15 protein-coding genes are annotated in these 19,192 nt (G+C 68.9%); 8 read left to right on the forward strand and 7 right to left on the reverse strand.

Annotated elements, in window-relative coordinates; translation table 11 throughout:
* Positions 1-33 precede the first annotated feature (33 nt).
* Positions 34-2,481 carry a malto-oligosyltrehalose synthase gene (treY, locus tag R4P08_RS11235; RefSeq protein ID WP_411741197.1) on the forward strand — a complete coding sequence of 816 codons (2,448 nt, stop codon included), beginning with the start codon at positions 34-36 and terminating at the stop codon, positions 2,479-2,481.
* 81 nt (positions 2,482-2,562) lie between these two features.
* Here the strand turns inward: treY and R4P08_RS11240 are convergent, their stop codons facing one another.
* Entirely contained in the window at positions 2,563-2,928 is a 366-nt protein-coding gene (locus tag R4P08_RS11240; RefSeq protein WP_317813936.1) for an RNA-binding S4 domain-containing protein, read from the reverse strand.
* Positions 2,929-3,148: 220 nt separating this feature from the next.
* Positions 3,149-4,078 carry a type IV toxin-antitoxin system AbiEi family antitoxin domain-containing protein gene (locus R4P08_RS11245; protein WP_317813938.1) on the reverse strand — a complete coding sequence of 310 codons (930 nt, stop codon included), beginning with the start codon at positions 4,076-4,078 and terminating at the stop codon, positions 3,149-3,151.
* Positions 4,079-4,577: 499 nt separating this feature from the next.
* On the opposite strand from R4P08_RS11245, the gene R4P08_RS11250 reads away from it, so the two are divergent.
* Positions 4,578-5,252 (forward strand): nitroreductase, encoded by a 675-nt coding sequence (locus tag R4P08_RS11250; RefSeq protein WP_317813939.1) that lies wholly within the window; start codon positions 4,578-4,580, stop codon positions 5,250-5,252.
* 115 nt (positions 5,253-5,367) lie between these two features.
* Here R4P08_RS11250 and R4P08_RS11255 read toward each other — a convergent pair whose 3' ends face one another.
* Positions 5,368-5,607: a hypothetical protein gene (locus R4P08_RS11255; RefSeq protein ID WP_317813940.1), complete on the reverse strand. Its 240-nt coding sequence runs from the start codon at positions 5,605-5,607 to the stop codon at positions 5,368-5,370.
* A 4-nt stretch (positions 5,608-5,611) separates the two neighbouring features.
* Complete coding sequence (locus tag R4P08_RS11260; RefSeq protein WP_317813941.1) at positions 5,612-6,289, reverse strand: IMPACT family protein; 678 nt, start codon at positions 6,287-6,289, stop codon at positions 5,612-5,614.
* A gap of 58 nt (positions 6,290-6,347) precedes the next feature.
* Here R4P08_RS11260 and treZ point away from each other — a divergent pair, with 58 nt between their 5' ends.
* Positions 6,348-8,147: a malto-oligosyltrehalose trehalohydrolase gene (gene treZ, locus R4P08_RS11265; protein WP_317813942.1), complete on the forward strand. Its 1,800-nt coding sequence runs from the start codon at positions 6,348-6,350 to the stop codon at positions 8,145-8,147.
* Between the two features lie 39 nt (positions 8,148-8,186).
* Here the strand turns inward: treZ and R4P08_RS11270 are convergent, their stop codons facing one another.
* The gene (locus R4P08_RS11270; RefSeq protein ID WP_317813943.1) at positions 8,187-9,824 is read right to left on the reverse strand and encodes a hypothetical protein; all 1,638 of its coding nucleotides are present in this window, start codon (positions 9,822-9,824) and stop codon (positions 8,187-8,189) included.
* 272 nt (positions 9,825-10,096) lie between these two features.
* On the opposite strand from R4P08_RS11270, the gene R4P08_RS11275 reads away from it, so the two are divergent.
* The 5 genes from R4P08_RS11275 (at position 10,097) to R4P08_RS11295 (ending at position 14,237) form a co-directional block, all read left to right on the forward strand.
* Positions 10,097-10,882, forward strand: coding sequence for a hypothetical protein (locus R4P08_RS11275; protein ID WP_317813944.1), 786 nt, complete (start codon positions 10,097-10,099; stop codon positions 10,880-10,882).
* 42 nt (positions 10,883-10,924) lie between these two features.
* A complete protein-coding gene (locus tag R4P08_RS11280; RefSeq protein WP_317813945.1) occupies positions 10,925-11,623 on the forward strand; it encodes a hypothetical protein in 699 nt (232 codons plus the stop codon).
* Between the two features lie 27 nt (positions 11,624-11,650).
* The gene (locus R4P08_RS11285; protein WP_317813946.1) at positions 11,651-12,388 is read left to right on the forward strand and encodes a hypothetical protein; all 738 of its coding nucleotides are present in this window, start codon (positions 11,651-11,653) and stop codon (positions 12,386-12,388) included.
* 367 nt (positions 12,389-12,755) lie between these two features.
* Complete coding sequence (locus R4P08_RS11290; protein ID WP_317813947.1) at positions 12,756-13,277, forward strand: hypothetical protein; 522 nt, start codon at positions 12,756-12,758, stop codon at positions 13,275-13,277.
* A gap of 432 nt (positions 13,278-13,709) precedes the next feature.
* Positions 13,710-14,237 carry a hypothetical protein gene (locus R4P08_RS11295; protein ID WP_317813948.1) on the forward strand — a complete coding sequence of 176 codons (528 nt, stop codon included), beginning with the start codon at positions 13,710-13,712 and terminating at the stop codon, positions 14,235-14,237.
* Between the two features lie 135 nt (positions 14,238-14,372).
* On the opposite strand, the gene ilvA is transcribed toward R4P08_RS11295, so the two are convergent.
* Both ilvA and dnaE read right to left on the reverse strand, forming a co-directional pair.
* Positions 14,373-15,647: a threonine ammonia-lyase IlvA gene (ilvA, locus tag R4P08_RS11300; RefSeq protein WP_317813949.1), complete on the reverse strand. Its 1,275-nt coding sequence runs from the start codon at positions 15,645-15,647 to the stop codon at positions 14,373-14,375.
* Positions 15,648-15,689: 42 nt separating this feature from the next.
* Entirely contained in the window at positions 15,690-19,187 is a 3,498-nt protein-coding gene (gene dnaE, locus R4P08_RS11305; protein WP_411741198.1) for a DNA polymerase III subunit alpha, read from the reverse strand.
* Positions 19,188-19,192: the final 5 nt, after the last annotated feature.

The following is a 19,192-nucleotide window of genomic DNA, read 5'->3' on the forward strand; positions in this document are numbered from 1 at the left end:
TCCGCCGCTGCCCCACTCCTCGGGGCCGGGCCGCTGAGCCGGGGCGCCGCGTTGGCCAGCACGTACCGGGTGCAGCTGCGGACGCCGTCGTCGGACCCCGACGGACGCGGCTTCACCCTGGCCGACGCCCGGGAGCTCGTCCCCTACCTCGCCGACCTCGGCGTGGGTTCGGTGTACCTGTCACCCGTGCTCACCGCCACGCCCGGATCGACCCACGGGTACGACGTGGTGGACCCCACCACCGTCTCTCCCGAACTCGGCGGGATCGAAGGACTCCGCTCGCTGCGGGCGGCGTGCCGGGCCCACGGGTTGGGCCTCGTGGTGGACATCGTGCCCAACCACCTGGGCGTCGAGGAACCGGCGGCCAACGCGTGGTGGTGGGACGCGCTGAGGCGGGGCCCCGACTCCCCGTACTCCTCGTACTTCGACTTCGACACCGAGCCCGACAACGGAGCGGCCGGCCGGATCGCGATCCCGGTGCTGGGCTCACCGGAGGACGTGGCCGACCTCGTCGTCGTCCCCGCGGCCGGCACCGCTGACTCCGACTCCGGCGAGTTCGAGCTCCACTTCTACGACCATCGCTTCCCCGTGGCCCCCGGCACCGAGGAGGGCACCGCGCAGGAGGTCCACGACCGGCAGCACTACCGGTTGGTCCACTGGCGCGAGCCGCTGCTGGGCTACCGGCGCTTCTTCACCGTCACCGGGCTGGCCGGCCTGCGGCAGGAGGACCCCGCGGTCTTCGACGCCACCCACGCCGAGGTTCGCCGGTGGTGCGAGGAGGACCTGGTCGACGGCATCCGAGTGGATCACCCGGACGGGCTCGCCGACCCGGTGGGCTACGGGCGCCGGTTGCGCGAGCTGGCCGGCGAGGACCGCTGGCTGCTGGTGGAGAAGATCCTCGCTCCGGACGAGGTGCTCGAGCCCGCCATGGGAGTCGACGGCACCACCGGTTACGACGCCCTGCGCCTGATCGACCAGGTGCTGGTGGACCACCGGGGGCGCGCACGCCTGACCGAGCTGGCCGAGCGCTACTGCGGCGGCCCCGGCGATGAGGCGCAGGTCCACGAGCAGTCCGCGCTGCTCAAGCGCCAGATCGTCACCGAGGACCTGGCTCCCGAGCTGGCGCGGCTGGCGCGCGCGGTGCGGCGCGACGCGGGGGTCGGTGGCGGGATCGGTGCGGCGGCCCTCGTTGACCACCGTGACGCCGTCGACCACACCCACGACGACGACGACGAGGACGCCGAGCTCCGCGAGGCGCTGGTCTCGGTGATCGCCCGCACGCCGGTCTATCGCGGCGACTACCCCGTCCTGCGGGGCACCCTGCCAGCGATTCTGGACGACCTCCAGCGTGAGCGCCCCGAACTCACATCCGTTCTGCCGCTCGTGGCCGGGGCGTTGGCGCGCGCGGGTGAGGCGTCGGCGCGGCTGGCGCAGGTCACCGGTGCCGCCACTGCCAAGGCCGAGGAGGATCGGCTATTCTACCGGCTCGGTCGGCTGGTCTCCCTCAACGAGGTCGGCGGCTCCCCCGGGCGCATGGGCCTGTCGGTGGACGCCTTCCATCTGGCGATGGCCGAGCGGGCGGGTTCCGCCCCGCTGACCCTCACCGCCCTGAGCACGCACGACACCAAGCGGGGCGAGGACGTCCGCGCCCGCATCTCCGTACTCTCGCAGGTGCCCGAGGAGTGGGCCGGGTTCGTGGCGGAGGTCTTCGCCGCGTTCCCGCCGCCCGCCCAGGACGCCGGGTACTTCCTGCTCCAGGTGATCGTGGGGGTGTGGCCGGAGCTCGGTGGGCCGACCGACGAGCTTCGTTCCCGTCTGCACGAGTACGCCGAGAAGGCGATGCGCGAGGCGGCCGTGCACACCACATGGACCGATCAGGACGCGGAGTTCGAGTCCGCCGCCCATCAGTGGATCGACACCCTGCTCGACTCGGGCGCCCCGCTCGTCGCGCCATTTGTCGGGCGGATCGCCCCCGCCGGGCGTGACAACTCCCTGATCGCCAAGGCTCTACAGCTGCTCTCCCCCGGAGTCCCCGATGTCTATCAGGGGACCGAGGTGTGGGAGGACTCTCTGGTCGATCCGGACAACCGGCGGTTCGTGGACTACGGCCCGTTGCGCTCCGGCGCCGTCGCCAGGGCGGGGCATGCCAAGTTCACCCTGGTCCGCGAGGCGCTGCGGCCCCGGCGCGCGCACCCGGAGGCCATGGCCGCCGGGCCTCACGTCCCCCTGCCGGTGCAGGGTCCCGCCGCCGGGGACGTGGTGGCGTTCACCAGAGCCGTCGACGGCCGACCGCTCATCGGGATGATCGCGCGGCGGCGCACCGCGGTGGTCGGTGCCGGGGACTTCGAGGGCACCGTGGTCCTGCTCCCGGAGGGGTCGTGGGCGGTGCGGCCGGACGGCGCCTCGATCTCCGGCCGGGTCGACCTCGGCGAGTTGCTGAGCGAGACCGCGGTGGTGCTGATCGTCCGCGAGGACGGCTGACGGGTTGCGCGGCCGGGCTCGGTGTTCGGGCAGGGCTCGGTGTTCGGGCAGGGCTGGGTGTTCGGGCAGGCGCCCGGCGAGCTATTCCCGGCCCTGCAGCCGGTCGGTCTCGCGCCGCTCACGCTTGGTGGGTCGCCCCGCGCCCCGGTCCCGCCGCGGCTGTGAGGCGAGGACTTCCCTGGGAGGCGGCGGGGGCGATCGATCGATGTAGCAGGTCGCGGCCACCGGAGCTCCGACCCGCTTGCTGACGGTCTGGACCACCTCGAGGATTCGGATCCGGCCGAGCGGGCCGGTCACCTGGACGCGATCTCCGGGCACGACGTTCTTGGAGGGCTGCACCGCCTCGCCGTTGACCTTGACGTGACCGCCGCGGCACGCGGTCGCCGCCTTGGTGCGCGACGGGAACAACCGCACCGACCACGTCCACGCGTCCACCCGCACTGCCATACGGCGAGGATAGCGACCGGGGCGACCGGGCCGGACGCCGGAACGCCTGTGTCAGTCCAGCGTCCCCGCCGCCGCCGCGCTGCCACTCAGGCATCCCGTCCGATCTGCCCCTCGGATGGCGATCTGCCCTCGTACCTCGGAGGGCGAATCGCCATCCGAGGGGCGGATCGGGAGAACCGGCTGTGTCTGGTGAGTCCCCTCGGAAACTCCCGGCGGATCGTCATCGAGCCGCGGGGGAAAGCACACGCCGGATCCGTTCGGCCAGCAGCCAGGGCTGTTCCAGATCCGCCCATCGCCAGTGGATGACGCGGTAGCCGAGGGCGATCAGTTCGGCGTCGCGATCCTTCTCTCGCGCGAGCCGGCGCCTGACTTCCGCAGGATCGTTTCCATCGAAGTACTTGCCGAACCCGTCGCATTCCCCGATCACCCCGTACTCACGCCAAAGGAAGTCGACGCAAGCGATGCGATTGCCGTGGGGGTCGAAGATGTTCTGCTGTGTCTCCGGCGTCGGCAGACCGTGGTCCAGGAAGGACAGCCTGCTCAGAGTCTCAGCGACGCTCTCGCTCCGCCCGTCGACCAAGCTCATCGCGTGGCGGGCCTTCTTGATACCGGTGCGGCCGGCCGCCTGTGCCAGAGCCAGTTCCAGCGAGGCCGGCGTCGCCAACTCACCTTTGACAGCGGCGTCGGCGACCGACACGCTCGCATCCCGCCCACAGGCCCGCGCGACATCCACCACGGTCCGCGCCGGGGCTGTCACCCGCAAACCGCCCACGTTCAGGATCTCGTCCGCCTCGACCACTGCGGTGTCATGCTTCATCAGCCTTGTGTTGCGAGAGCGCTGGGCCTGGCCGTACCGCGACACCGACACCGTTCTGAGCGGCAGACCCCATGACGGGAGCCCCAGAACCAACGCCGCCGACCAGTGCGTGAACACGGGCTCCAACAGGCACCTGTCGGCCGCCAGGATCAAAAGCAGGTGTCGGTCATCTCGACGCAGACCTCGGGCCGACGCATCTACATAAAATCCTGGTCTCAGTCGGATCATTAAGCCGGTTGCCACTGCTCGGCTGAGAGCCTGGGGACTGCTTCCGCGGGCGAGCAGACGGTCGGTGGTCAGTAGCAATGAACGCAGTTCGTCGATTCCGGTCATGCGACGATGTTCGTACCCTTCCGCGAGCCAACTGGCCCACCGCGGGCCGCACTCGACGAGAGTGTGGTCGAGGACGCCACTTGTGGACAGCCGCCGACGCACCTGCGGTAGGCATTCACCTGGGTCGGCGCCCGTCGGATGGGCCCGTCCTCTCATCAGAGCGGACGATCAACCGCGCAATGCCCCCTTTCCCCACGATTCGCTCGTCAGATCGAGATTTGCCCCCCGAGGTACTAGGGCGGATCGCAATCTGGAGGGCGGACCGTGACGCAGCCACGGCGGGTGCCGACGGGGTTGTGGGTCGAACGGCAGTTGGCGGGCGTTCCGGATGTGTCGGACGTGCCCGCACGCCTGGCGTTCCGGATGTGTCGGACGTGCCCGCGTGCCGGGCGTTCCAGTCGCTACAGGACGTGGCGGGCGTTCCGGATGTGCCGGACGCTCGAGATAGGCCGCGTGCGAGACTGAGATCACAGTTCCGCTACTCCCCTTGGAGGGTCCCATGACCGACGCCGCCACCATGCTCGAGCAGATCCTCGACGACCGCTACAGCTGCAGGGGCTTCACGTCCGACCCGGTCCCCGAGGACACCATCGAGCGGATCCTGCAGATGGCGCAGCGCACCGCGTCCTGGTGCAACTCGCAGGCGTGGCAGGTAGAGCTGGTGACAGGACAGGCGACCGCCGAGTTCGGCAAGCACCTCACCGACTACGTGGTCTCCAACGGAATGCGGTCAGACATCCCGGCGCCCGAGCGCTACGAGGGCGTCTACGGTGAGCGGCGGCGGGCCAGCGGCTACGGCCTCTACACCGCGCTGGGCATCGAGCGGACCGACAAGGACGCCCGGCTCACGCAGATGCTGGAGAACTACCGCTTCTTCGGTGCCCCGCACGTCGCGGTGATCACCTCGGATGCCGGCCTCGGGACCTACGGCGCCGTGGACTGCGGTGGCTACGTGGCCACGTTCCTCGCGGCGGCGTCCTCGCTGGGCGTGGCCACGTGCGCCCAGGCCGCACTCGCCCTCTACTCGGACGGCGTCCGCGAGCACCTGGGCATCGGGGAGGACCGGCTGATCGTCTGCGGAATCGCGTTCGGTTACGCCGACGCCGAGCACCCGGCCAACACGTTCCGGGCCGAACGCGCGGACCTCGGCGACGTCGTGCGCCGCCACGGTTGAGCTGGCGCGGCTGGTCAGGCGCGGCTGGTCAGGCGCGGCTTGACCGGCGCGGCTTGACCGGCGCGGCTTGACCGGCGCGGCTTGACCGGCGCGGCGGCGGACGTAGGCGGAAGTGCTAGTACAGCTCGCGCTTCTGGCCGGACTTACCGGAGATGCCCTTGCGGACCTTGAGTCCGCTGTAGATCGCCATGATCGCGGCGAGGGTGGCCACCAGCATGAAGAACGAGCTGGCGAACAACCCGATCGGCAGCGCCACGACCGTCACCCCCAGCGCGATCGCGGTGTTCCGCGCATCCTTGCGGACCTGCTTCTTCTGGACCTCGATCGAGTTCTGTTGGTAAGGCTGCATGCTCATACCGTCAGGATTCCACATCTCGGCGCCGGGCCGCGTTCTCGGTGGTGGCCACGCCTGCGGACTCCCACTCGGTGCCGCCGGAGGTGCGCGCCGCCAGGATCGGCCCGAGCACCGCGAGCTCCCCGGCCACGGTCAGGGCGACCCTGCGGCCGTACTCCACGCCGAGCACCTGCGCTCCCGCCGCGCGCACCGCCCCCTCGAGCCCACCGGCCACTGAGTGGTCGACCTGCGCAGTCCACGCGGGGGTGCGCGTGACCTCCATGACCCGGCCCGCTCGCCACGCCTCGTCGACGGCCCTCGACACCGCCGCTCCGTACGCCCGCACCAGCCCGCCCGTGCCCAGCTTGGTGCCGCCGAACCACCGCACGACCACCGCGCTCACCCCGGTCAGCCCACTGCCGCGCAACACCTCCAGCATGGGGGTTCCGGCGGTGCCCGAGGGTTCGCCGTCGTCGTTCGAGCGCTCGATCCGGCTGGACCCGGGGACGTCCACCAGGAAGGCATTGCAGTGGTGACGCGCGGCGGGGTGGGCCCGGCGGAGATCGGCGACCAGGGCGCGGGCGGCCTCCTCGTCGTCGCACCGTCTCAGTACCGCGAGGAACCTCGAGCGCTTCTCCTCGTACTCCCCGACGACGTCCGGGCCGGCGGACAGCCTGAGCACGCGGGTCCCGGGGGCGGTCATGAGTCCAGTATCGCCGCACTCGGTTGCTCCTCCCCTGCGCGGCCTTACGCTGGGCACCGTGACCTCCCCGAGCCAACTCACCGTCCCCGCCAACGCCACCCCCGGAACCGACGGCTTCTCCGTCTGGGCGCCGACAGCCGATTCCGTCGGCCTGGTCCTGGACTCCCCCGACGTCGAGCCGATCCCCATGCGCCGCGCGGCCGGCGGGTGGTGGACCTCCAACGTCGTGCGGGATCAGGGCAGGGACTACGGCTTCGTGGTGACGGGCGACGACGGCGAGGTGACCGCCCCCCGGCCCGACCCGCGGTCGGGGCGTCAGCCCGACGGCGTGCACGGGCTCTCGCGGGTGCACCGCGTCGACCCGACCCGCTGGACCGATCAGGCATGGACGGGAAAGCAGCTTGCCGGATCGGTGATCTATGAGATGCACGTGGGCACCTTCTCCCCCGGCGGTACCCTGACCAGCGCTATCGAGCACCTGGACGAGCTGGTGGAGCTGGGCGTGGACATGGTCGAGGTGATGCCGATCAACGCGTTCAACGGCGAGTACGGCTGGGGTTACGACGGGGTGGCGTGGTTCGCGGTGCACGAGCCGTACGGCGGGCCGGACGGGTTGCAGGAGTTCGTCAACGCCTGCCACGCGCGCGGACTGGGCGTGTGCCTGGACGTGGTCTACAACCACCTCGGCCCGTCCGGGAACTACCTGCCGGAGTTCGGCCCGTACCTGTCGGCCGCGGACGGGCCCTGGGGGTCCGGGCTCAACCTCGACGGTGAGCACTCGGGCGAGGTGCGGCGCTACATCATCGACAACGGGCTGCGCTGGTTCGACGAGTTCCATGTGGACGCCCTGCGGCTGGACGCGGTGCACGCGCTGCACGACGGCTCCGCGGTGCACCTGCTCGAGCAGTTGGCGGTGGAGGTCGAGTCGCTGTCCACGCACCTCGGGCGGCCACTGTCGCTGGTCGCGGAGTCGGACCAGAACGATCCGCGGCTGGTCACCGCGCGCGAGGGCGGTGGGCTGGGTCTGACCGGACAGTGGGACGACGACGTGCACCACGCCGTCCACGCCGCGGTCTCCGGGGAACGTCAGGGCTACTACGCGGACTTCGGCTCGCTCGAGGCGTTGCGGCAGGTGCTCACCGGGGCGTTCCTCCACGCGGGGACGTGGTCGGAATTCCGCGGTCGGGTCCACGGGCGACCGCTGGACGTGGGCCGGGTGCCGGGGTCCCGCTTCGTGGCGTACACCCTCACCCACGACCAGGTGGGCAACCGCGCGGCCGGTGATCGGCCGTCGATGAACCTCACGCCGCAGCAGCAGCTGGCCAAGGCGGCGATCGTGCTGTGTTCGCCCTTCACCCCGATGCTGTTCCAGGGCGAGGAATGGGGCGCGCAGACGCCGTTCTGCTTCTTCACCTCCCACCCCGAGCCGGAGCTCGCCGAGGCCGTGCGGCAGGGCCGGACCCGCGAGTTCGCGGCGATGGGGTGGGACCCCGCGACGGTGGCCGACCCGCAGGACCCAGCGACGTTCCAGAGCTCAAAGCTCGACCGCTCGGAGCAGGCTCGGGATCCGCACTCGGAGATCCTGCGGACCTACCGCGACCTGATCGCCCTGCGCCGGGCCGAGCCGGAGCTCAGCGATCCGTGGCTGGGCCCGGTCCGCGTGGAGTGCGGGGTCGAGGCCGACGACGGCCGCTGGCTGGTGGTCCACCGCGGCTCGCTGGCGCTGGTGGTGAACCTGGGCACCGAGCCGAGCCGGGTACCCGTAGCCGGCGAAGCGGTGCTGGCCTCGGGCGCAGTGGCCGACGCGGACTCGGTGTTCTGCCAGGCGTACGGGTTCGCGGTGGTGCGGACACGCTGATCCCGGGCCGCGCGCGTTCCGGTCACCCGACCGACCGGGTCAGTTGGCGAACCCCAGCGAGAACGTCCCGGCCTGGCCCATGCTCCCGGAGAGCCAGTCCCAGACCAGCTGAGGCGCGCGGAAGAAGCCCTCGAGGCTGACCGAGCCCTCGCCGCCGTCGGGCAGGGGCGAACCGGGGCTGCTGCCCACGACGATCGCGGCGACCGGCGTCGCTGACCCGCCCACGTAGCGCTCCACCCCGGAGATCACCGGCACGATCTCGGCCCGGTAGCGGTAGGTCCGGGTGTCCGTGTACTGGGTCAGGGTGTCCGTGGGGAAGGTGTAGTTGGCGGTCGTCGTCCCCGCGTTGATCGCCGTCGGCGCGCCGAGTGGCTGGTCGTTCCGGTAGAGCTGTATCGCCAGCCCGGCAGGCGCCGATTTCCCGGCGGGCAGCGAGAACGCGGCCCGGAGCGTCACGGGCATCGTCCCCCCGGTGAGTGAGCCGTTAGTGGAGGTGAGGACGACGCCGACGTTGACCTCGTTGTACCCGACGGCGACCGTAACGGGGTCAGACGTGCTCGCCTCGATGTCGTTGGCACGACCGGCGTAGGACGCCGTGACCTCGTATTCGTCGCGGAACGAGCCCGCGCTCAGCGCGGGGAACGCGTAGTTGGCCACGGTCGCGCGGCCGTCAGTCCCGATCGCCACGTTCGGCACGGTCGCGAGGACCTGCCCGGTGGCCTTGTTCCGGATCGTGAAGTTCATCCCGCCCGGGCTGATGTTGGACATCAGTTCCTCGCTGGAGGACACCTCCGCGGTGAGGTTCATCGTCCTGGCATTCAGGGGGAGCAGGGTCGCCGGGGTGACCATCCGCGTGCTGGTCTTGGCGAGATAGCGGGGAAGCGAGCTGCTGACGACCGTGGAGGAGAGCGCGGACGCGTTGGCGGAGGAGTTGCAGTAGAACCGCGTGGTGTAGAGGTAGCTTCCGAAGTATCCGGCCTTCTCGGCCCCTTGGACGGTGTTGTTGGCCCCGTTCGTCGTGCTCCCGTTGGTAGTACCCGCCCCCTTCAGGCCTACGGCGATGGTCGAACCTCCCGCCGTCACAGGCGCCCTCATCCGTAGCGCGACCTCCGGGAACCGGAACGTCGTGTTGCCTGGCACCTGGAGGCCGCCCTGCCAGTCGTTAGCCCAGGTTCCTGCCTGCCCGGATTCCAGTACGGCACTCTCGCCTCCCCAGATCCGCGCGTAGGGGCCGAGCGCCTGGGCGGCACCAGTGGAGCCCACCCGGTCGACGGCCATGATCGTGCCGGCCGAGGAGAACCCGCTCTCGCCGCCGTTCTTGACCGCTCCGAGATTCGTGGAGTTCGTCGGGAATGCCAGGTCGTAGCTGAGGCGGCCGGCGCCGTAGCCCTCCCCGCTCCCGCTCGCCGTGGTCATCGGACCGGGCTGAACGTACGCCGTGAAGATCTCTCCCGGTGCGACGATGGCCGGATAGCGGGAGGTCACCGAATCCGGGGTCACCTTGGTTCGGTGCTCCTTGTTGAGGGCTGACGTGTTGTGGACGACAGCACAGCTGTGCGTCACCGCCGTGGACCGAGTGGACAGTTCCTGCGCCACTGCGATGGGGGTGACCGGGGAGACGACGCCAGCCGCCAGTCCCGCCGCGAGGAAGGCGGAGGTCTTTCGCCACAGAGTCATGCGGCCATCCTTAATCAATTCGTGATCCCGCAGATCAGTCGCAGGACGCCGTGGGATTTTCAGTGTCAGGCTCGGGCAAACCTAACATCCGGCAGTGATAGAAAACACATCGACGCGCGTGTTAACGTCTTCAACAGCAGCGTAGCGCCTTACCGTTTACTGAACTTCACCGAGTTGTGTTTTGGGTCACTAACGTCAATACTTCGTTCGTCGGCGCCTCCAGCGCCCGCCCGACGCAGCCCAGATCCCTCGTCGCCCCAGGAGTCGGACGTATGCCCAGAACTCGCACCCATGCCGGTCCCCGGTCCGCCGCCGTCACCCGCACAGCGGTCAGAAGCGCAGCCGCCGCAGCGACCGCGGTCGCGATCGCCGTCGCCGTGGCTGCCCCCGCTTCCGCCCAGCTGCCCGGTGTCGATCTCGGAACTAACGTCGTCATCGTGGACAGCACCCTGGTCCAGGTCGCAGTCGACGCTCCGAATCTCACAGCTGGCACCGTCGGCCTGAGCCTGCAGAACAACACCAGCTCGGCGATCACCTGCAGTGGCATCCGGGGCACCGACACCGGCACCACGTCTCGTGCGGGGACGGTCACCACCGACGAGATCGTCGCCCGGACCGTCGACTACTACGCCCAGTACCCGCACACCTTCGATCCCGCCCTGGCGATCCCGGTGGGCAGCAACGGCACCAACATCCTGACCGTCGGGGCGGACCTGGGCAGTATCACGACGCTGATCCCGGGGAGCTTGAGCGGGAGCCTTCGGCCGGAGTTCGGCGCTACCGGCCGACTCAGCGAGATGTACACCGACGCGCGTCTGGACGGTCTGGTGGGCACGATCGACACGGTCACCATCCCGGCCTCCAGCGGCATCACCCGGACCGTCGCCCTCAACGAGCCGGCCGCGGGCCCTCGCCCGTCATCCTTCCGACCCGGCGCACTGATCGCCTGTCAGATCTCCGGGCAGGACTACCTGTTCTCGGGGTACTTCGGCGACGCGACACCCACCATCCCACTGGGCAGCATCACCTCGTCCGAGACCGGCCGCTTCGGCAGCTGAGCCGCGCACCCCACCACCACCCGGATCCATCAGGAGACCACCATGGCCGCAGTCCCCCTCCGTGCGCTCGCGCTCGTGTCCGCACTCACCGTCGGGCTCGGTTGCCCGGCGGTCGCCCACGCACAGATCCCGGGCGCGATCGACACCGGCACCGTCGTGATCACCGACAGCAACCGGCTGGCCGTCACGGTGGACGCGGCGCAGGCCTCGGCGACAACCATCACCGGCCGGATCCAGAACACCACCGGCACGGCCTTCCGCTGCGCCACCCCAGGGGTCCAGGGTCTGGAGTTCCCCGGACAGGTCACCGAGGCCGAGGTCGTGGCAAGGTCGATGCGCTACTACGCCAACAACGTCTTCGAACCGGTTGGTGGAGTCGATCTTCCCCTCGGCGGCATCGACCTCGACCCCATGCCGATCGGCAGCCTGCTGGACATCCTCCCCACCGGCAGTTTCAACAAGGCGCTCGGCGCGACGCGGTCGGAGCTCATCGACATCCGCACGGCCCAGGAGTCCGCCCGGGTGCTCGGGCACACCGGCGACCCCCGCGTGGGCGGCGATGCGGTCTTCAACATCGCCGCTAACGGCTCGGTGACGTGGAGCGCACCACTGGGCGCCCCCGCGAGTGGCCAGCGCACCGACTTCCAAGCCGGAGCGATGTTCTTCTGCACCGAGACCGCCGGCGCACGGCGCGCGCATGTGTTCGCAGGCTACGAGGGCGGCGTCGCCCCCGCCCTCTAGCTCCCCACAATCCGACGGAGACCCACCATGTCCTTCCCCCTCAAGACTGCGCTACTTTCGACCGCCACCCTCACCGCCCTCGCGGTCGCACCCGCCGTCGCGGGGGCGCAGAACGTCATCCCCGGTGACGTCAATGCCGGCAAGGTCGTGGTGACCTCCTTACCCGGGGTGATCGTCACCGTGACACAACCCAACCTGAGCGCCGTCACCGTCGGTGTCGCCAACAACTCCGGCCGCAACCTCACCTGCGCCGGCCCCGAAGGGAACGGCAGTATCGGCGCCAGCGTGACCACGGCACCGGTGACCCAGGCGGCCGTGCAGTACTACGCGAACTTCGCCTACAAATCGGATCCCGTCTCCGCGTTCGGCAGCTCCGGGAACGTGCAGAACCAGAACGGCACGATCACCGCACAGGTCCCGTTCGGACCGCTGTTGGGCCTCCTCCCCTCGGGCAGCATCTCGCCGATCCTCGGTGATGCCTACGCGGCACGGGACTGGATCTCCCGCGGCAACACCGCGGCCAAGATGGCAGGCCACGCCGGGACCACCGGCACATTCTCCGTCAACAACGGGGCCACCCAGTCACGGTCGGTCCCGCTCTCGGCCCCGAGCAGCGGGCCGCGCACCGATTTCTCCGCGGGCGCGTTCCTCGTCTGCAGCGACCCCAACGGGCAGGCGTATGCGCTCGCCGGATACGAGGGCGGCGTCGCACCCTCACCGAGCAACGGCGGCACGCTCCCGATCGGGTCGACCGGGAACCGCTGACACCACCGCCGGCCGCGCTCGGCGCCGGCCACAGGCAGGGCTCGGAACGCTCACCGGCTTTGATTATCAGCAAATGCACGGATCACACTCCGGTCACAGGCCCGAGAGGCGAGCTTCACCCCTGAAGGGCGAACCTCGCCCGCGCATTTCAAACTCCTTGACCATCGACCGCGCGGTAAACAGGTTAAAACGCAGTTCAGAGGCCTCAATTGGGCCGACGACCAGCGGAAGATGGACACAATTCGAGAATGTGTTTGCGCTAACAAAACTGTTATGCAATGCTTAGCAAGCGTCCAGATTGTTAGGCGGATCACACTCCGGCCTGATCCATCAGGCAGGATCCCTCCACTTCCTTAAGGGGAATTTCATGGCTTCAGTCTCGCTCCGTTCGTCCCTGCGGACCGCCGTCGCCGTCGGCGCGTTCGGTGCACTCGCCGTGTTCGGCACCGCCGCTACCGCCGGCGCCCAGGTTGAGGTCGACGCCCCGTCCTTCGGGAGCCTCGGTTCGCTCACCGGGCTGATCGGCGACGGCAACTGGGACAACCTCGGCGGCTTCTTCGATGGTTCCGTCGGCGAGACCGGGTCCCTCACCGGTTCGGTCGGGTCAGTCGGGGGTTCTCTCGGCGATGCCGGATCGCAGACCGATGCCCTCGACGACCTCGAGGCCGGCTCCTCGCAGGGCTCGGCCGGTTCGGTCGGCCAGATCGCCGGCAACATCGATCCGGACGGTCTCGGGGAGGCCAACTCGGGTTCCGCCGGAATGTCGTCCGACCTGACGGGCATGCTCACCGGCGTCTCCGACGGTTCGGTCGGCGGCCTCGTGCAGTCCGGCTCCACAGCGCTCGGCGCGTTCAACCCGCCTGCGCCGCCGGTAGTGATCATCCCCTGATCTGTTACCCCCCGGGTAGCAGCGCCTCGTCAAGGCGGAGCCCCTGTCGGACGAATCATCGTCCGGCAGGGGCTCCGTCGTGTCGGGGCTGTTCGTCCGGTGGCCGGAAGGGCAGATTCGCCGGGCCAGCTCCGCACGACAGTCCGGCTCAGACAAGCCGCCGACCGTCATGTGCCTCGCTCCTGAGAGGCGTTACCACACCCATAGCTCGGGTAGTTGAGCCTCTAGCCGGTGCACTCAGGCGCCCAGATCTTGTTCATGCCGCTGGCCAGGCGTTATGTCGTGCAGCTACAGAGTTGGACACTTTTGAGGGAGGGTGTTCTAAAACACAATCAAACAACGTAGCCTTCGGCGGGCGTCCTGAAAAAGGGGGGATGCATCACCCGGCCTTCGCGTCAGCGAGGGCGTCGTTCGCCACCACTTAGGGGAAACATGGCTTCCATCTCGACCCGAACATTCACCAAGTCCGCGGCCGTTGTCGGCGCTCTCGGGCTCGCCTTCGCTCTCGGAGCACCCGCCGCCAACGCTCAGACCGAGGGAGCGGACCTGGGTTCGCTGCTCGGCATCCTCAGCAACCCGACCGTGTCGGGCTCGCTCACCGGGTCGCTCACCGGGTCGTTGCCCGGGGAGGGTGACGCGGGGAGCACCGACCAGATCGCGGGCCTACTGACCCCCGGTTCGATCGCGACCGGCGTCGGAACCGTCCTGGGGTCGTCCGGCACGGCCCAGGGCTCGACCGGTCCGGCTGCGTCTCTCGGCGACGTCGCCGGCACGCTCGACCCGGCCGTCGTCGGGGCGGTCATCAGCGGTTCGATCCAGTCGCTGTCCGCCGATGGCGGGGCCACCAGTTCGCTCGGAGAGATCTCTGCTGCCTCGATCGGAGAAATCCTCGGCACCGGCTCCGGTGCGGGCACCGGGACGGGGACCGGGACCGGGACCGGGACCGGGACCACCCCGTAACCCGACGTCCGCCCCGGGCGGAACCGGCCGGCCGCGGACGCCAACCGGGGACACCGTCCCTGAAACGAAGGGCCCCTGCAGGACGAGAGATCGTCCGGCAGGGGCCCTATCGTGTGTTCAGGTACCAGCCTCAGCTCAGGTCAGGTACTCGTACGCGGCGGTGCCGGGCTCGAGCTGCTCGCAGTCGATGCGGGAGGCCGCCATCCGCTCGAGCAGGGAGTGCAGGCCCGTGGCGGAGCCGAGCTCGATGCCCACGAGCGCGGCGCCGTACTCACGGTTGTTGCGCTTGAGGTACTCGAACTGCGTGATGTCGTCCTCGGGACCCAGCACCTCGTCGAGGAAACGACGGAGCTGCCCGGGCTCCTGGGGGAACTTGACCAGGAAGTAGTGCTTGAGCCCCCGGTGGACCAGCGAGCGTTCGATGATCTCGCTGTACCGGGAGACGTCGTTGTTCCCGCCCGAGACGATGCAGACGACCGTCGCGCCCTCGTCGATCTCCAGCTGGTGAAGAGCTGTCACGGCCAGCGCGCCGGCAGGCTCGGCGATGATCCCCTCGTTCTGGTATAGCTCGAGCATCTCCGTGCACACCGCGCCCTCGTCCACGGTGAGGACCCGGATCCGGTCGGACATCGAGGCGATCACCCCGAACGGGAACTCTCCGAGCCGGGCCACGGCGGCCCCGTCGACGAAGGTGTCCACCTTGTCGAGAGTGACCGGTTCCCCGGCTTCCAGTGCCTTGGTCAGCGACGGCGCGCCCGCGGGCTCCACCGCGATGATCTTGCAGTCGGGCGCGTACTCCGCGAGGTAGATGGCCAGACCACCCACCAGGCCACCGCCGCCCACCGGCACCACCACAGCGTCGGGGGCCCGGTCGAGCTGAGCCAGGATCTCGGCGGCGATAGTGCCCTGCCCGGCCATGGTGTCCGGGTGGTCGAACGGCGGGACCATCGTCGCCCCGGTCCGCTCGGCATCAGCACGCGCCGCTGTCTGGGCCGCGTCGAAGTTGGTGCCGGTGACCACCAACTCCACCCAGTTGCGCCCGTGGGCCAGAATCCGGTCGCGCTTCTGCTTGGGGGTGTTGGTCGGCACGTAGATGCGGCCGTTGATCTCCAGGCTCCGGCAGGCGAAGGCCACACCCTGAGCGTGGTTCCCGGCGCTCGCCGTCACCACCCCCGCGCTGCGCTCGTCGCTGCTCAGCTGCGACATCAGGTTGTAGGCGCCCCGGATCTTGTACGACCTGACGGCTTGCTGGTCTTCCCGCTTGAGCAGGATCCTCGCACCAGTCTGCTCGCTCAGCCGATCGCTCACGTCCAGGTCACTCGCACGGACCACATCGCCGATGCGGCGGGCGGCGATGTCGATGTCGTCGGTGGTTACGACCTGGGTGGTTGGTGATTCGGTGGCGGTCACGGCCACCAGTGTCCCACCGCGGCCGTCGTCACCGCCAACTGGTCAACCGGTGAGGCAACCCGGTCCGAGCAGCGCCTTGAGATCACCCATGAGGGACGACGACGTCTCCACCCGCAGATGGTCGTCGAGCCGCAACACGGTGGACGACTTCCCGTTGACCAACCGCAGGTGGACATCCGACGGCCCGGGGTGCCGGCAGAGGACCTGTTTGAGGGCGGTGACCGTCTCGATCGTGCACATGCGGGTCGGGAGGGTGAGTGCGAGCGGGGCCCCGTTCCCGCCCACGACCAGGTTCGGCACCTCGAGCGTGTCGCCGAACACGGAGACGCGCTCCTCTCGAATGTTGATCCGCGCCTTGACCAGGACCACCGCATCCTCGGCGATGTCGAGGGCGGCGAGCCGGTAGGTCTTGGGGAAGAACAGCACCTCGACGCTGCCGTTGAAGTCCTCGATGTTCACGATCGCCCACGGCTCGCCGTTCTTGTTGACCCGCCGGTCCACGCCGGAGATGATCCCGCCGATCGTCACCGGGGTGCCGTGTGGCAGCTCGCCCTCGTGGATCCTGGCGATGGTGGTATCGGTCTTGGCGTCGAGCGCGGATTCGAGCCCGTCGAGCGGGTGCCCGGACACGTACAGACCGAGCATTTCCCGCTCGAGGGCCAACTTCTGTTTGATGTCCCATTCCTCATCGGGGACGCGCACCGCGAAGACGTCACTGAAGCCCGAGTCGTCGTCGGCATCTCCCCCGCCAAAGAGGTCGAACTGCCCCACCGCCTCGGCCTTCTTGGTGGACATGACCGATTCCACTGCTTCGGCGTGGACCAGGAACAGGCCCTTACGCGGGTGACCGAGGGAGTCGAACGCGCCGGCCTTGATCAGCGACTCGGTGACCTTCTTGGTGCACGCGGTCTGGTCGATCTTGGCCAGGTAGTCCGAGAAGTCGGTGAAGGCCCCCTTCTTCTCGCGGGCCGTGACGACGGACTCCACCACATGAGCTCCCACGTTGCGGACCGCGCCCATGCCAAAGCGGATGTCGGTGCCCACCGAGGCGAAGTTGGTCAGCGACTCGTTGACCGACGGCGGGAGGACCTTGATGCCCATCTGCCGACAGTTGGACAGATACAGCGCGGATTTGTCCTTGTCGTCACCCACCGAGGTCAGCAGCGCGGCCATGTACTCGGCCGGGTAGTTGGCCTTGAGGAAACCGGTCCAGTACGACACGAGTCCGTACCCGGCGGCGTGGGACTTGTTGAACGCGTAGGACGCGAAGGGCTCGATGGTGCCCCACAGCGCGTCGACCGCCTCCTTGGAGAAACCCCGGTCGAACATTCCTCCGGAGAACTTCTCGTACTCGGCGGCCAGCACCTCGGCCTTCTTCTTGCCCATGGCCTTGCGGAAGCCGTCGGCCTCACCGGCCGTGTATCCCGCGAGCTCGCGGGAGATGGCCATGATCTGCTCCTGGTACACGATCAGACCGTGGGTCTCGCCCAGGATCACCTTGAGCGGCTCCTCCAGCTCCGGGTGGATGGGAGTGAGCTCCTGCTTGCCGTTCTTGCGGTCGGCATAGTTCCAGTGCGTTCCCATACCCATGGGCCCGGGTCGGTACAGCGCGAGGGCTGCCACGATGTCGTTGAAACCGGTGGGCTTCATGCGTTTGAGCAGTTCGCGCATGCCACCGGAGTCCAGCTGGAACACGCCCAGGGTGTCGCCGCTGGCCAGCAGGTCGTAGGTCGCCTGGTCGTCGGTCTTGAGCGTGTCGAGGTCGATGTCCTCGCCGCGGTTGAGCTTGATGTTGTCCAGACAGTCGCCGATCACCGTGAGGTTGCGCAGGCCCAGGAAGTCCATCTTGAGCAGGCCGATGTCCTCGCAGGACGGGTAGTCCCACCCGGTGATGAGGGCGCCGTCCTGGGCACGCTTCCACATGGGGATCACGTCGAGCAGCGGCTCGGAGGACATGATCACCGCACAGGCGTGGACACCCGCCTGCCGGACCATGCCCTCGAACCCGCGGGCCGTGTCGTAGATCCGCTTGACGTCCGGGTCGGTCTCGAGGAGCTGGCGGACCTCCGAGGCCTCGCCGTAGCGCTCGTGTTTGGGGTTGGTGATGCCCGACAGCGGGATGTCCTTGGCCATGACCGCCGGGGGCAGGGCCTTGGTGATCCGGTCGGCGATCGCGTAGCCCGGCTGGCCGAAGTTCACGCGCGCGGAGTCCTTGATGGCGGCCTTGGTCTTGATGGTGCCGAACGTGATGACCTGGGCGATCTTGTCCGCGCCCCACTTGTCGCTGGCGTAGCGGATCATCTCGCCGCGGCGCCGGTCGTCGAAGTCGATATCGATATCCGGCGCCGACGGACGCTCGGGGTTGAGGAAGCGCTCGAACAGCAACCCGTGTTCGATCGGGTCGATGTTGGTGATCTTGAGCGCGTACGCCACCAGCGCACCCGCGGCGGACCCTCGGCCCGGTCCGACCTTGATGCCGATCGAACGCGCGTACTCGATGAGGTCACCGACCACCAGGAAGTACCCGGGGTAGCCCTTCCCCTTGATCACCTCGAGCTCGAACTTGGCCCGGTCCAGGTACTCCTCGGGGATGCCGGCGGGGAAACGCCACTCCAGGCCCTTGTGAACCTCCCTGGCCAGCCAGGTGTCCTCCGTCTCGCCTTCGGGCACGGGGAACTTGGGCATCCGGTCCTTGGGGGCCCAGATGTCGTCGTAGGGCTGGACGCGCTCGGCGACCCACAGGGTGTTGTCGCAACCGTCGGGGACCTCGGAGTCCCACTGGGCACGCATCTCCTCCGCCGACTTGAGGTAGTAGCCGTCGCCGTCGAATTTGAAGCGGTTCTCGTCGGCGAGGGTCTTGCCGGTCTGCACACAGAGCATGGCCTCGTGGGCGAGCGACTGATCGCGGGTGACGTAGTGGCAGTCGTTGGTCACCAGGGGCGGCATGCCCAGGTCCTTGCCGAGCTTGACCAGGTCCTCCCGGACCCGCCGCTCGATGTCGATGCCGTGGTCCATGAGCTCGAGGAAGAAGTTGTCCTTGCCGAAGATCGACTGCCACTTCGCCGCCGCCTCGTAGGCCTCGTCGACGTGGCCCAGGCGCAACCGCGTCTGGATCTCCCCCGACGGGCAGCCGGAGGTGGCGATGATCCCCTCGGAGTACTCGGCCAGGATCTCGGCGTCCATCCGCGCCCACTTGCCCAGCTGCCCCTCGTAGGAGGCCAGTGAGGAGAGCCGGAACAGGTTGCGCAGGCCGGTGGCGTTCTCCGCGACCATGGTCATGTGGGTGTAGGCGCCGGACCCGGCGACGTCGTCGCTCTTCTGGTTCTTCTCACCCCACAGCACGCGCTTCTTGTTGAACCGCGACTCGGGGGCGACGTACGCCTCGATCCCGATGATCGGCTTGAGCCCGCTCTTCACGGCCTGTTTGTAGAAGTCCGAGGACCCGTACATGTTGCCGTGGTCGGTCATCCCCACCGCGGGCATGCCGAGCCGCTTGGCCTCGGCGAACATCGGGTTGATCTGAGCCATCCCATCGAGCATCGAGA

This window comes from Rhodococcus sp. IEGM 1408 (assembly GCF_033142235.1).
GTDB lineage: Bacteria > Actinomycetota > Actinomycetes > Mycobacteriales > Mycobacteriaceae > Dietzia.

Coding starts and splice junctions, on each gene's coding strand:
- R4P08_RS11280 (WP_317813945.1), top strand. CDS start 10,925: ATGGCCGCAGTCCCCCTCCGTGCGCTCGCGCTCGTGTCCGCACTCACC.
- R4P08_RS11285 (WP_317813946.1), top strand. CDS start 11,651: ATGTCCTTCCCCCTCAAGACTGCGCTACTTTCGACCGCCACCCTCACC.
- R4P08_RS11275 (WP_317813944.1), top strand. CDS start 10,097: ATGCCCAGAACTCGCACCCATGCCGGTCCCCGGTCCGCCGCCGTCACC.
- R4P08_RS11290 (WP_317813947.1), top strand. CDS start 12,756: ATGGCTTCAGTCTCGCTCCGTTCGTCCCTGCGGACCGCCGTCGCCGTC.
- R4P08_RS11295 (WP_317813948.1), top strand. CDS start 13,710: ATGGCTTCCATCTCGACCCGAACATTCACCAAGTCCGCGGCCGTTGTC.
- R4P08_RS11250 (WP_317813939.1), top strand. CDS start 4,578: ATGACCGACGCCGCCACCATGCTCGAGCAGATCCTCGACGACCGCTAC.
- R4P08_RS11240 (WP_317813936.1), bottom strand. CDS start 2,928: ATGGCAGTGCGGGTGGACGCGTGGACGTGGTCGGTGCGGTTGTTCCCG.
- R4P08_RS11245 (WP_317813938.1), bottom strand. CDS start 4,078: ATGACCGGAATCGACGAACTGCGTTCATTGCTACTGACCACCGACCGT.
- R4P08_RS11260 (WP_317813941.1), bottom strand. CDS start 6,289: ATGACCGCCCCCGGGACCCGCGTGCTCAGGCTGTCCGCCGGCCCGGAC.
- R4P08_RS11270 (WP_317813943.1), bottom strand. CDS start 9,824: ATGACTCTGTGGCGAAAGACCTCCGCCTTCCTCGCGGCGGGACTGGCG.
- dnaE (WP_411741198.1), bottom strand. CDS start 19,187: ATGCTCGATGGGATGGCTCAGATCAACCCGATGTTCGCCGAGGCCAAG.
- R4P08_RS11255 (WP_317813940.1), bottom strand. CDS start 5,607: ATGAGCATGCAGCCTTACCAACAGAACTCGATCGAGGTCCAGAAGAAG.